This is a genomic window from Riemerella anatipestifer (assembly GCF_035666175.1).
GTDB classification, from domain to species: domain Bacteria; phylum Bacteroidota; class Bacteroidia; order Flavobacteriales; family Weeksellaceae; genus Riemerella; species Riemerella anatipestifer_D.
The window spans coordinates 631,071-644,972 of the sequence record NZ_CP142016.1; the positions used below are offsets into that span (position 1 = coordinate 631,071).

At 36.1% G+C, this 13,902-nt stretch carries 13 protein-coding genes; 8 read left to right on the forward strand and 5 right to left on the reverse strand.

The features are described from left to right. Positions 1–2 precede the first annotated feature (2 nt). From VIX88_RS03235 to VIX88_RS03245, 3 genes are all read right to left on the reverse strand, one after another. Positions 3–323 carry a hypothetical protein gene (locus VIX88_RS03235; RefSeq protein ID WP_214194029.1) on the reverse strand — a complete coding sequence of 107 codons (321 nt, stop codon included), beginning with the start codon at positions 321–323 and terminating at the stop codon, positions 3–5. A 330-nt stretch (positions 324–653) separates the two neighbouring features. After that, positions 654–1,487 carry a DUF3800 domain-containing protein gene (locus VIX88_RS03240; protein WP_014938297.1) on the reverse strand — a complete coding sequence of 278 codons (834 nt, stop codon included), beginning with the start codon at positions 1,485–1,487 and terminating at the stop codon, positions 654–656. Between the two features lie 127 nt (positions 1,488–1,614). Next, positions 1,615–2,016, reverse strand: coding sequence for a hypothetical protein (locus VIX88_RS03245; RefSeq protein ID WP_064970778.1), 402 nt, complete (start codon positions 2,014–2,016; stop codon positions 1,615–1,617). Between the two features lie 186 nt (positions 2,017–2,202). Between VIX88_RS03245 and VIX88_RS03250 the strand changes: the two genes are divergently transcribed. Next, on the forward strand, positions 2,203–6,687 hold the full coding sequence (locus tag VIX88_RS03250) for a tape measure protein (protein WP_214194030.1): 4,485 nt from the start codon (positions 2,203–2,205) through the stop codon (positions 6,685–6,687). Between the two features lie 2 nt (positions 6,688–6,689). Here the strand turns inward: VIX88_RS03250 and VIX88_RS03255 are convergent, their stop codons facing one another. Next, positions 6,690–7,052: a helix-turn-helix domain-containing protein gene (locus VIX88_RS03255; RefSeq protein ID WP_004917838.1), complete on the reverse strand. Its 363-nt coding sequence runs from the start codon at positions 7,050–7,052 to the stop codon at positions 6,690–6,692. Continuing rightward, the gene (locus VIX88_RS03260; RefSeq protein ID WP_004917835.1) at positions 7,049–7,342 is read right to left on the reverse strand and encodes a type II toxin-antitoxin system HigB family toxin; all 294 of its coding nucleotides are present in this window, start codon (positions 7,340–7,342) and stop codon (positions 7,049–7,051) included. The genes VIX88_RS03255 and VIX88_RS03260 overlap by 4 nt, the downstream gene beginning before the upstream one ends. Positions 7,343–7,398: 56 nt before the next feature. Here VIX88_RS03260 and VIX88_RS03265 point away from each other — a divergent pair, with 56 nt between their 5' ends. The 7 genes from VIX88_RS03265 to VIX88_RS03295 are packed head-to-tail and all read left to right on the forward strand — an operon-like array spanning position 7,399 to position 13,885. Beyond that, entirely contained in the window at positions 7,399–7,830 is a 432-nt protein-coding gene (locus VIX88_RS03265) for a hypothetical protein (protein ID WP_214194031.1), read from the forward strand. Then, positions 7,827–8,861, forward strand: a complete 1,035-nt coding sequence (locus VIX88_RS03270) for a galactose-binding protein (protein ID WP_214194032.1) — start codon at positions 7,827–7,829, stop codon at positions 8,859–8,861. Before VIX88_RS03265 ends, VIX88_RS03270 begins: the two co-directional genes overlap by 4 nt. Further along, positions 8,849–12,133, forward strand: coding sequence for a phage tail spike protein (locus VIX88_RS03275; protein WP_324711491.1), 3,285 nt, complete (start codon positions 8,849–8,851; stop codon positions 12,131–12,133). The genes VIX88_RS03270 and VIX88_RS03275 overlap by 13 nt, the downstream gene beginning before the upstream one ends. 26 nt (positions 12,134–12,159) lie before the next feature. Continuing rightward, a complete protein-coding gene (locus tag VIX88_RS03280) occupies positions 12,160–12,483 on the forward strand; it encodes a hypothetical protein (RefSeq protein WP_153937897.1) in 324 nt (107 codons plus the stop codon). Beyond that, complete coding sequence (locus tag VIX88_RS03285; RefSeq protein WP_220332346.1) at positions 12,467–12,799, forward strand: hypothetical protein; 333 nt, start codon at positions 12,467–12,469, stop codon at positions 12,797–12,799. The genes VIX88_RS03280 and VIX88_RS03285 overlap by 17 nt, the downstream gene beginning before the upstream one ends. Further along, on the forward strand, positions 12,796–13,317 hold the full coding sequence (locus tag VIX88_RS03290) for a hypothetical protein (RefSeq protein WP_153937865.1): 522 nt from the start codon (positions 12,796–12,798) through the stop codon (positions 13,315–13,317). The genes VIX88_RS03285 and VIX88_RS03290 overlap by 4 nt, the downstream gene beginning before the upstream one ends. Continuing rightward, the gene (locus VIX88_RS03295) at positions 13,307–13,885 is read left to right on the forward strand and encodes a hypothetical protein (protein WP_262988328.1); all 579 of its coding nucleotides are present in this window, start codon (positions 13,307–13,309) and stop codon (positions 13,883–13,885) included. Before VIX88_RS03290 ends, VIX88_RS03295 begins: the two co-directional genes overlap by 11 nt. Positions 13,886–13,902 lie beyond the last annotated feature (17 nt).

Below are 13,902 nucleotides of genomic sequence, written 5' to 3' on the forward strand. Positions count from 1 at the left end.
AGTTAGGCAGATTTAGTGTTAAGCAAAATATCATCTGTCAACAATTCTACATCTTCAAAAAAATCTTTAGGTAATCGGTTGTGCATCGCCCAAAGCAAAGAGGCTAAGTTGGCTACTCTTTGTTCAGCATTTTGGTAATACCCTTTGTGAATTTCGCCTGTAAGCATATCTATTTGCTCTGTAACTATGTAAAATAGATTGTCTTGGTCTACACCAAAACAAGAGTTAAACTCGGATAGGCGTTTCGCTCTATCAATGGTTTCTTGGTTTTGCACCTCGCTACTGTTGTTTGCGGTTGGTGCGGTTGTTTCTTGGATTAACATAATTTTGTATAAATTAAAAAATCGTCAGAGTGGGTGCTGTTAATCCAAGTGCTTACGCAATTAGTGTATAGTATTACTACTACACGACACCTTCTGACGATTTAGGTTATAATATCGTTAAATATCTTACCACTTTATACAAGTGTGGCACTTGGATTAACACTGCAAATATACGACTATTTTTTTACTGTGCAAATTTTTTAGTTATTTTTGTGTAAATATTTGTAGTTTTATTTTTTTTGTATATTTGCAGTAGAAAAGTCTTTAGTATCTCGAAGTTCTGCGTACTACGCAGAGGGTTTTTTAGAGGTGTTTTGGGCTTTTCTTTTTTTATTCGTCTTCATCATTTGTTCCGTATGATGCATTTTTAGGTATAAATAACCAGTGTCTATAGGGGTGTAAGAATCTGTTTAAAAGGTCTCCATCTGTACCAGTAGTAATACCAATATTGAAATTAGGGCGTATTTCTCTTATTTTTTTATTGATATGTTTGTATAGTTTTTCTTTTGCGATAGTTCTTTTGCCTCTTCTGCGAGAGCCTACTGGTTTCTCCTTGTGCATATCATTTAATCTAAAGGCTATTGCTCCCAAAACAACATCTAAACATTGCATTAAAAGGTGTTTTTTAGAATCTACTTCGTATATAGCCTCCTTTTTTATGTTAATTTTTGAACTAATGAAATTAGGTAAAAACTGTATACCATACACGAATTTTTTAAAGTCTTCGTTCTTCTGTTTTTTATCAGGGAGTTCATCAAAAAAAATCTCTAAATCTATTGGAATATCTGAATTTATATATGATAACCCAAAAGCGTGTTTTAGAAACTGATAATAGAGTAAATGATATTCTTTTTTATGGTATTCACGAGGTAAATCCTGTGTTAAGAAGCGATTGTCCGTAAACATAATTCTTACCTTTATTGTGTTGTTTTTTATCAGTTCAAAAAAGACATTCATCATTTGAACATAACTTTGCAAACCGTATGTGTTTACAGAACTCCATTTTAGCTCAGAGTTTTCTATATTTAAATCTCGCAGACTACTTAATAACAGATTATTTGCTTTTTCAAAATCATTTTTATCAATCAGCAATCCACCATAGAAGTTAGAATAATATTTTCCTTTTTTAATAGATTCATCACAAAATATGTAAAATCCAGCCATTCAAAATAAGTTTTAGAAATCACAAATATAAAAAATAAACTGCTTGACATAGTTTAAAAAACAATTTTCCTCACCCTACAAAAACACAAAACCCATTGTTTTTCAATGGGTTTGTTTTTAAGGTTTACTACTTTACCAATTTGAACTCAATTTTATCCGATGGATTTTTAGGATTAAATAGTTCTACTTGAGCATTGTTTCCTTCTATGCTTAGAATTCTAATATAAGTTGGGTCGTAGGCGTTGGACTTTGTTACAACTAAATCTTTACCATCATAAGTATACGTCCCTGAATCTTTAACTCCTAAATAATTAGTGGTATATGTTCCGTCAGCGTTGAGATTAATGTAGTATTTTAGAATACTCATACTTTTCCACACTCCATCAGATTTGTATTCGGAAAAACTCCAATTCCCAGTAACATTATAACGGTTAGAAGCTACCGTTGTACTATCATCATCTCTTGAGCAAGATGTAAAAGTTCCTAATGTTGCCAAGGACAAGGCAAAAAATAATAACGCTTTTTTCATAGTTTTAAATTTTAAATTAGTTATGTCGCAAAGATATAAAAAGCAGATTATACTAAAACACCTCCGCTTTGATTTTAAAAGCGTGTTTTAAAATCAAAAACTTAATTTTTCCGCATAACATACTGATTTTGCTATTTTAACACTCGTCTACTTAAAGTATTTTTGTAAGTAAACTAATAACTTACAATGAATACCAATAACGGAGGATTATTTTTTGGAGCAGCAATAGATATGACCCAATGGCGTAAAGACCTAAGGGAGATACAAGCAGATATTTTAGGTCTTAATCAAAAAACGCAGGAACAAACTCGCCAAATGGATACTTCATTTAAAAATTTATCTATTAGTATTGCGAGTTATTTTTCTGGACAAGCGTTAATGGGCTTTACTCGTGAACTTATCAATGTTAGAGGCGAGTTCCAAAAGACAGAAATTGCCTTTTCCACAATGCTCAAAAGCAAGGAAAAGGCGAGTCAGCTAATGGGGCAAATGGTGGATTTAGCCGCCAAAACGCCTTTCGGTCTTAACGATGTTACAGAGGGGGCAAAAAGGTTACTAGCATTTCAAGTTCCTGCCGAACAGGTAACAGAAACCCTTACAAGAATGGGGAACATTGCTGCTGGTCTAGGAGTTCCTATGGGGCAACTTATTCACGTGTATGGGCAAGTAAAGGCACAAGGCAAAATGATGACCAATGACCTGTATCAGTTTATGAATGCAGGTATCCCTATTCTTTCTGAATTAGGTAAAGTGTTAGGTAAAAGCGAAGCAGAGATTAAAGATATGGTTTCTGCTGGGAAAATAGGTTTTCCAGAGGTTCAAGCGGTAATAAAGAATATGACCGATGAGGGGGGATTATTCTTTAATCTAATGGAGGAGCAATCCAAAACCTTATCTGGAAAAGTAGCTAATTTGGAAGATGCTTTTGACCAAATGCTGAATAAGATTGGCGAAGGTAGTGAGGGGCTTTTGAATAGCGGTATTGAAGGAGCAACCTATTTGGTGGAGCATTACGAGGAAGTCGGTTCGGTTATACTAGGGCTAATCGCTACCTATGGCTCATACAAGGCGGGACTTATTCTCATTGCACAAATGGAGCGTATCTATGCGATGGCGAAGGTTCAGCAGTCTTTAGCTATTATGGCTGGAGAAACAGGAATAACAACAGCTAGAGCTTTGCAGATAGTGGTTACTATGCAGCTACAGAGAGCTCAAGCAATGCTTAATGCTACAATGTTGGCTAATCCTTATGTTTTGGTGGGGGCCGCTATTATAGGTCTAATAGCGACGCTTTGGTCTTTATCCGATTCAACAGATGCCGCTACAAGAGCGCAAGAGAAGCTGAACGAAGAGCAAAAAAAGGAAAAAGAAATTTCCGATGAAAAGAAAAGGAGAACTCACGACCTTATAGATGTTATCCGAGATAAAACACAAGCTATATTAGAGCAAGTAAAGGCGTTACAGCAACTTAAAGCTGAATACCCAGAGCTATTTGCTAATATGACACTGGAGGAAATTCAGAACGCAAATATAGAAGACTTGCAAAAAAGAATTAATAATGCGGAAAGCCAAAGGCAACAGAAGGCTAATAAAGAGAAAATACAATCTCTTGACGAGGAGATAAAGAAGTATGAAAGGCTTTATGATTCCATAGTCAGCTCAGGAAGGGCAAGCTATTCAGCATTAAAAACTTATTTAGATAAGATTGATGAACTAAAGGCACAAAAAGACCAACTAATACAACAAACGCAAGAGGAAGAGGAAGCGTTGTGGAGGCAAAATACACCTTTAGAGGAACAAAAAAAATATTGGGAGGGGGTTCTTGAAGAAGCCAAAAAGCAAAAGGAGGAGCTTGAAAAACATGAAACACCAATAGTTAACAACACCAAGAACATAGGAGGAATGCAAACCCCTTTGAGTACGGTAAGTTCTATGCTTCAAAAAATGTCTTTTCAATGGATTTCTATAAATGGGCTTTTATCTAAGGCTACTGATGAACTAAAAAAAATAGAAAATCTACAATCAAAAGATAAGCCTAAAGATAAATCTCTTTTTACCTATGAGGATTGGGAAACGCAGAAGAATAACGCAGAGAAAAACAGAAAAGAATACGCTCCAAATTCAAAAGAATGGCTACAAGCTAAGAAGGACTATGACGAAGCTACAAAAGCACTAAAAAAGTGGTCTTTTGAACAAGACAAAGGGAAAACAACCTATTCAAAAGGTCAGGTAGGCTGGTTAGACCAAGAAATAAATAGACTTAACGAACTCATCAAAAAGTCAAGGGAAGGTTCTATCCAATATAGGAAGTTGGTTGCGGAAAGAAAAAAACTAGAAGAAAGAAGGGATAGGCTGAATGGGAAATATGACAATGCTCCAATTAAGGGCTCTTTAGGGTATTTAGAAAAGGAATTATCAGACATTAGGGAAAAAATAAAAAACAAAACTAATGTAAACGACGAAAAACACCTAAAGGAGCTTTACGACAAAGAAAAAGAGCTAGTAGATAAGATAGAAAAGTATAAAGAAAAGTATAAGACAAAAAATGTAGAAGAAGAACTATCAGAACTCAAAAGACGAATCAATCTTAGGGATAAGTATTTACAATTAGGAATTAACAGACCCGAACTCATCAATGAGGATACGGTAAATAATCTATTTCCTGACCTAAAGGACAAATCTTATGTCCAAGTCTTAGAAGAAAAAAGAAAGGCTTATCTAGGGCTAATAGAAGCTCAAAAAGCGACAGAACAAACCACTAAAGATTTAATCTTCATTGAAAATGAATTGAAAAACGCTAATGGTACAGAAACCTTTATGCAAGGTGTTAATGATAGAATTTCAGAACTTAAAGAAAGGTACAAAGGTGCGGAGCTTATAGATAAACTTAAAAAAGATAAAAGTTTACAACTAGGTGGCACAGAGGAAGATAATTTAGAGAGAAACAGAGCCTATGCTTCGGCTTTAAAGGAAGCCCAAAAGGACTACGACAAGTTTTACAGAGACCTTTTAGAGCAACAAAAAAGCTATGAAGAAAAAAGCCTTGAGTTGCAAAAAGAATACACAGCCCTCAAAGCCACAGAAAGATACAAAAATGCAAGTGAAGAAGAGCAGAAAAAGATAGACAAGCATTATAAGAAAGAGCAATCCAAGCTAGATATGGACGCTTTTAAAGAATCTGGCGATTGGGCGTTGGCTTTTTCAGATTTAGAGTACATGAGCCAAACCACCATTGAAAGGGTTATCAAGAATTTTGAAGATTTTAAGAGGGCAAAAGAGCAGAACCTAGAGCCTACGGAGTTAAGAGAGCTTAATGACACTCTGAATAAACTAAGAGCAAGAGCGGGTAATAATCCATTTACAGGCATTATATCTGGAGTTAAAGGCTATGTACAAGCCAATAAAAATGCAAAAAACGCCCAAGATGAATATAATGCCACCGTTGAAAAGTTTGGTAAAAATAGTCCCCAAGCCCAAGAGGCTTACAGGAAGATGACCGATGCCGAACAAGAGGCAATAAAAGCTAAGCAGTTGCTTAATGCACAGTTGCAAAAAGGACAGGATATATTCAATGCTACTATGCAAGGGGTAACAGATTTAGCAGATGCATTTGGTGGAATGGACGATGCTACAAAAGATGCTGTTGAGGACATTATGGCGGTAGGTAATGCGGCTTTTGATTTGGCAAAAAGTATTTCGTCTGGAAATATCGCTGGAATGATAAGTGCGGGATTGAAGTTGATAGGTTCCATTTTTAAAGCTCTAAACGGCGATAAGAGAAGAGAAAGGGAGGTAAGGCGCCAAGAACAAGCCATAAGAAAGCTAAAAGACGCGTATGATGAGTTATCACACGCTCTTGATAAGGCTTTCGGATCTCAAAAGCAAAAGGGGCAGCGGGAGCTAATCCAAAACTTGAGGCAACAGCAGCAGGCGATACAAAACGCTAAGAATGCGGAAAGTCAGAAAAAGAAAAAAGACCAGGGAAAGATTGACGAGTACAACGCCCAGTATAAGGCGACAGAACGAGCGATTAAAGACCTTGAAGAAAGCATTATAAAGGATGTTCTTCAAACCGATATTCCCGAAATGGCTGCCAAAATTGGAGATGTGTTGGAGGATTCTTTTTTGCGGGGGAAGGATGGTTTGAAAGATTTGGATAAGGCGTTCAACAATATGTTGAGGGGGATAGCGAGGCATCAGTTGGATTTGTTTCTTCAAGATGAGATGAAGGGATTTTATGAAAAGGCAAGGAGTTACGCCGGGTTTGATGAAAAAGGCAATGGAAGTTTTGATGGGTTTCAGGATTGGGAGATAGAAAGCCTTAAAAGTATGTGGCAATCCATATCTGAGAATGGGCGGAAATTTTTGGAAGGGATGTCGAATGTTTATGAGGGATTCCAAGAACTTGAAGACCCGGACTCCTTGGCGGGAGCAATGAGGGGAATGAGTGAGGAAACCGCAGGGATACTCGCAGGGCAATTTAATGCAATCCGTATTCACGTTGCAGAAATACAGAAAAATCAAGGCTTTGGGTTAGACATTGCGAAATCTTCGCTAATGAACTTAACGAAAATAGAGGAAAACACCCGAAACCTTTATCAAATGAGAAAAGACCTCGCAGAAATGAACTCTAAAATAAAATCTAACGACACTAGAGGACTAGGATTATGATATTAAGAATGAGACAGTACAAAATCAGCAGGAATATCCAATACTTGGTAAACCGCTTTAGCAAAAGGAATATCTACCTTACGATTTCCCTTTATAATTTGGTTCACTTTGGAAAGGCTTATTCCAGAAACTTTTGCAAAATCGGTTTGAGACATCTTTTTCTCAAACAATCTAAGCTCTACCATTTCGGGAAGAGTTTTAGGTTGTGCAATGGGATAAAAAGCATCTTCGTACTCCTCCAAAGCAGAAGACAAAACACTAATACGGTTAAGTTCTGTAGAAGTCAGAAGTTCCTCTCCTTTTTTCATCAATTCGTCTACCTCTTGCAAGTAGCGTTGATAGTCTTTTTTAGTGTTTATTTTCATAACTTTTTAAAGTTTAGTTTGTCATATTCAGCGTGTGTACCCACAAATTTTACAAATACGGTTCTTGCTCCAAAAATAACCCTAGCAACAATACGACAATGGTTGCCCTTTATATTAAAGACAAATAGACCATTGCCTACACTGTCTACACTATTAAAAGACTGCTTCATTTCTGCGAAATTAGACCAATCAGCATCTTTTACAACGAGATACCAACGCCAAACCTCTATGCTATGGTCAGGTCGGTCATTTAGATACCTCTTTAGTGGGGCTTTTGAAATAATAACCATAAGACAAATGTACGAAATTATTTCATAAAATGAAATTTTATTTAAAAAAACGAAATATGAAACTACAAGACATCATACAACAAGCTAAAAAGCAAGGGCTATGCGAAGAGTGGTATAATGAAATGAAACGCTATCCTACTTTGGAAACATTATGTAGAATGTTTTTCAAGGGTGATGATTGGGCGTTAAAAAACAATTTTCCAAGCGAGAAAATGCTCTATTATTTCAGAGGAGAAACAGAGCAATACGGATTATTCTTAGATGCTTCGGGAAAAGTTGAAACAATGCCCAAAATGGCGTTTTTCGGCTATTCTAATGTTGAGCTGAATTACGGCGATTTTAGTGTTTCTTCTCTCATTTTAAGGGGGAACTCTAAGGCGAAAATAACAGCAAAAGATTACTCTGTTGTATTTGTAACAGCGTTGGATAATGCAGAGGTTGTTGTAGAAGAACAAGACCACGCTAAAGTGAAAATATTTAGAAGATGACAAACGAGGTGTTGTATAATTTGAACGGTAAATATTTTAAAGATTTTGGAGTGTTTATTTCAGAATCCAAAGGGCTTTTGGACAAACCCAAGCTAAAATCCAAAAGGTCTTATGATTGGGCGGAGTATCACGGCAAAGCGGTGGATTTAGACAAACCTAAATACGATGAGCGAGAAATTGAGTTGAAAGGTTGGGTTGAGGGCGAAACTTGGCCGCAAATGAAAACCAATTTTGATACCCTTTTGTCAGAACTTGACAAAGAGGGGTTACAGAGGTTGGTTATAGAATACTTAGGAAACGCTTTAGTATTTGATGTTTACCTTTCTGGCGGAGTAGAACTTGAAAAGTCGTTTAAAGAGGGTAAAATGATAGGGTTCTTCACTTTGAAAATGAAAGACCCCAACCCCATTAAAAGAGTATTTAAACTTGTAGGAAATGATTTGCAATTATCCTTTAATGCTCAATCTTGGGTGGATATAAACATAGACGGAATCAACGAAACAAGAAAGGGGAATATAACAATCAATAAGGCGGTTCCAAGTAGAGAGTTAAGTGATTATGTTTATTATGGTAGAAATTTGGTATTGAAATCAAATATTGAAAAAACGTGGCGACATAATGTTTATGATACCATCTATAATGATAATCCAGAGCTAATAGGAAAAGAGGTGGTGTTTTCTGCAGAAATAGAAACTGACAAAGATAACGATTTGGCGATATATAATAGTAACGGAACAAGTTTAGTTGCTTCTGCATTTTCCTCTCGTCGTATTGTAAGTGCAGGAAAAATAAGGATAAGTCATATTTTCAAACTTGCAGGAATAAACAATGGAGAGCCTCATCGTCTCAGATTTGAAGTTTATTCTTATAGTAATTTGCCTTACAAAGTAAGTAATGTTAAGATAGAACTAGGAAACATAGCCACCGATTGGACGCCCGCCCCCGAAGACACTCATTATATCACAATATCAGGGAATACAGACGAAATTACTAACCTACAAACCAATGCAGAAGAATTATGGAGTTTATAGTAGTACAAGGAGATAAAACTCTTAACCTCAATAATAGAAAGCCTTTGCGTTCGGTTACCAAAGCTGAGCATAGACAGTCTTTGCTATCAGAAGACATAATAAATATTACCGTAGAAAGCAAAACACCTCTTGCTTTGCAAGTAGGCAACTATATAGAATATGAAAACCGAAGATACACACTTAACTCTGCTCCAAAGGTAAAAAAGGAGCAGGGTTATTATACCTATGATTTAGTTTTTGAGGGAGTACAATATTTATTGAGAGATAAGGTGTATTTCAACTTGGACGCTCAAGGCTTCCAAAACACGGCGGATTTTCCTTTAACAGGAGAAATAAATATTTTCCTTACAACACTAATCACAAATATAAATTCCATTTCAGATTTTATTTGGGTTTTGGGTGAATATCCGCAAAATACAGAAACCAAGACACTAACTTTTAATAATGAAAACTGCCTCGCTGTTTTACAAAAAATCTGTCAGGAATACGATACCGAGTTTGAAATCAAGCAGGATTTAGAGAGAAAATCTTACACGCTCAACATTAAGAAAATAGGAGAAACTTTAAACCAAACCTTTGAATATGGAAAGGGAAACGGACTCTATTCACTAAGCCGTGAAAATGTGAATGATAATGTGGTTACTCGTCTTTATGTTTTCGGCTCAACGAATAATATTAAAAGCGGATACCGAGATTATTCACAGCGTTTGCGGTTGCCTATTTCTCACGGAAAGGATTATATTCAGGACGATGCTAAGGTAAAATTGTTCGGCTTAAAAGAGGGCGTTAAAATTTTTGACGACATCAAACCTACTTTTAAGGGGATAGTATCAGGCGTTACCAATTTGGAAAACGGCTCGCAAGAGATAGAAGTTTCTAATATGGACTTTGACCTGAACGAAACCGACAGCAACGGAACAAAGTATTTATTAAATGATACTCCTGCGAAGCTCCATATAAACAAAGGAAATTTGGCAGGATATGAATTTGAGTTGCTTAAAAACGGAGGCTACAACCACGCCACTAAGACTTTTAGAGTAAAGCAATTTACAGACGAAAGAGGACAAAAGTTTCCAGAAGCAGGTTCCGTGTTTTCATTTTCGGTTGGAGATGAGTTCACATTGTTAGATATTGCAATGCCCGAACAGTACATTACAAATGCCGAAAACAAACTCCTTGAAGAGGGACAAAAGGAATACGAAAAACAATCGGTAAACAACCTTAAATATAATTTAGAGTTAGACCCTCTGTATCTGCAACAGATAGGGGCTAATACGTCTATTTTCTTTAAAATTGGGGATTATATCCGTGTGATAGATGAACCGCTTAAAATAGATAAAACGACACGCATAGTAGATATTACGAGGGACTTATTAGATGAATATAATTACAAAATAGGCATTGCGGACACTTACGAAATCAGCTTTGTAGCAAGTCTGCTTACCGATATTAAAGATACTAAAACGGTTATAAAAACGCAGGAACAAATTAACCGACGAAATTACTTGAACGGTTATCGTAACCTGCAAGAGCTTCGAGAAAGTGTCTTTGATGTAGAGGGTTACTTTGACTCTACACATATCAAGCCAGAGAGTATAGAAGCCAATATGCTTTCGGTTGGAGCAAAGAGCCAACAATTTGCATTAGAAAATATAAGTCTGAATCCTAATATAGAGGGTAATCCTGCAAGAACATTTATTAGCGGTGGGAAGTTGGTTCATTTTTCCTTAGAAGACGGTATTAGAGAGTGGAACATATTGCCATACAGCCGTAATGATTTATTGAATCAGGTTTATTACGTTTATGCGAAATGTTCAAGAGGAAGTAGTAATGCGATGTGGTATATCACCACCGAGCAGATAAGGTTTGATAGTCGGTCAGATTATTATTACTTCTTGTGTTACTTACTCTACACACCAAAAGACAGTAAACGAGAAGCAGAAGCAATGTACGGTAATGTATTTATGCACGGAGGGCAAATAACAGCAGGGAGAATTAAATCGCTCAACGGACAAACCTATTTTGATTTGGATAGTGGGGAAATAGCAGGAACGATTAAGTTCAAAAGCGGTAATGGTTATGTGGAAGTTGGGAGTGCTATACAACAAGCGGTAGATGCGGTGAGTGTAGGAGGCGTAAACCTAGCTCGCAATACTGAATTTAAAAACGGTGGAGAACATTGGAGCAAAGGGTATCCACAAGCAGAGTTTCTACCTAATGAAAGAGCAGTTAAGATAACCTCAATAGATGGACAAGATTACAATCAAATAGACCAAAATATAAAATGTGAGAAAAACACAGAATATACAATATCAGCCTTTGTTAAGGGGATAGGTTCTGCCTTTTTCTACGCATTAGAAATGAAAGAAAATGGTACTTATACGGCTGTTTATTCTGATAATTACAGAGTATTTCCTATAAATTCAGAATACAAATATGTAAAATTTACAATAAGGACACAGTCTGACACTGCTTATTTCATCTTTATACTAAGAGCATTTAGCAACAATACAGTTTGGTTTAAAGATGTAAAAGTGGAAAAAGGTAATAAAGCGACCGATTGGTCGCCCAATCCACAGGATATAGAAACTCTATTTGCTAACCTTCAACAAGGGATAAGCAATATGCAAACCTCTTTGTCTGATGTAAAGACTAAAACAGACAACTTCGCTTCTATTCAAGGCGGGTTGATGATGGCTAATTTAATGAGTGTAGGAAGCAACCAAGCTAATCAAAACGCTTTTATTTCGGGAATAACCGACGAGGGAGCAATGAGCGTCAGGTTTGGAGCAGGAGCTAACTATGCCAATAAACATAACGCCCCGTTTAGGGTGCTGGATAATGGGAAAGTTTATGGCTCTGATATGGAAATTACGGGTGGTAAAATAGCAAGGTTCAATATTAGCGGAAATACACTTTCGGGGCAAGGAATAGCAGACCCAAACGACTATTTAGAAATAAAGTCATCTGGAAGCATACTTTCATATAAAAAAAGTCTTTCATCTGGGAGAGAAAGCTATGCTCTCATCAATAATGATGATAGTATTTTAAACGGAAATAAAAACAATATACTTCGGCTCTGGGGGCGTGATGTGAACAATTACACGCCCTACAACGCTCTATCTATAAGGGCAGACGGACAGTATGCTACTGCCTTAAATATAGAATCGGGAGATATTCGTGTGGGTGGAGAGGTAGGATATACAGGAGAATTATTTTTGGGGGGAGTATGGCTTACCATTAGAAAAGGTATAATAACAAATTATTCATAATAATAACTTTTAAAAACAATAAAACTATGAAAACAAAAAACTTACAAAAAGTAAACGAGAGAGTAGCAACAACGCTAATGGAAAACATTGGGGAAAAACAAATTTATTATCAGTACGAAACTGATTACAATAATAAAACTCCCCAAATGGTCAATTTCAGCACTCAATTACAAGACGGGAATACCTTATCAGGTTCTTACTCTAAAGGTGGAGGGCTATCATTAAATGGAACAGGCGTAAATAGTGTGGAAGATTTACAGGTAGTCAATAGTTCCTTAGATACAATCTTAGAAATCATCAAGGGCTTTGAAGTTGAAAAAAAAGAGGCAGATGATGATAATAATCAGTAAATATTTAGTACCGAGAGGTTACACCGCAATGGCGGTGTTTCCTTTCATATTTCTAAAGAAGAAAGAGTATCAAAGTAACAGGTATTTGTTGAACCACGAGAAAATACATCTAAGACAGCAATTAGAATTACTGATTTTGCCTTTTTTCGTGTGGTATGGCTTAAACTATCTCTATAATTTGTTTAAGTATAAAAACCACAAAGAGGCGTATCACAATATCATTTTCGAACGGGAAGCGTACGGAAATCAAAGCGATTTAGAGTATTTGAAAAACCGAAAACTTTGGCAAATTTTTAATAAAAGACGCGCATTATGATTAAAGAGTTTATCATCACTAATCTGATGAATATACATACAGGAACTGCAAGCCAAAAAATACTAGGAACGATAAAATTAGCCGCCGCACCAGCCATAGGACTATCTCTTACGGAGCGGTTTATCGGTTGGTATATAGAAAATCAAATCTTTATGACCTTTGTTTTTGTGGCTCTGTTTTTAGACCACATTTTAGGTAGTTGGGTGCATTGGAGGAAAAGGGATTTTTCATTTAAAGAAAATGTCTATGGGTTATTTGGGAAAACCACAAGCGTAATTGTGGGATATGTCCTGTTTGAAATGGTGCATCAAATTGTCAAAGATGTTGATTTTATAGCCATCTATTTCAAAGTATTGCTCCAACTAATGGTTTTACTCTATCCTGCGGGAAGTGCAATGGGGAATTTATCAATTCTAACCAATGGAAAGTTTCCACCAGTCGGGTGGATGAAAAAATTACGCAAGTTTAATGAAAATGCAGATTTAGAAACTTTTAAAACTAAAAAATATGAAGAGTAAATTTTTATTGATAATCGCTGTACTTCTTTTGTTTTCTTGTCGGACGAGGAAGAAGACGGACACTCATATCCAAAGTAAAACTGTGGAAGTAAAACTAAAAGACAGCATTTCTGTTAGAGAAATCAAGCAGGAACAAACAACTAAAGTGCAAGATAAACTTCAGATTGATAAACATTCTAAACATCAAGAAAAGAAGATTGAAATTTTTGGAAATACCGAACCTGAAACGCCCTTTGTCTTTCACGAAGTAGAGGGTAAGGATACTTTACAAAGCATCATCATAAATGGTAATGCTCAATTCTCGGTTAAATCTTTCAAGAAGAGTAGTCAGCATACAACAGAGAAAAAAGAAGTAAAGGAGCATCTTAATGAAGTGCAGGAATTGGCAAGAAACGCTGTATCCCAAAGGACAATAAATGAGGTGGCTAATGAAATAAGGGCGGTATCTAACGAGGTAAAATCATCTGGATTTACATTCGGTACTTGGGTGTGGGTAATTATAGGTAGTATCCTAATTATCGCAGGGGCTGTACTTTATTTTTATCTGAAAAGAATAAAACTATTTTAATTAACTAAAAAAAACTA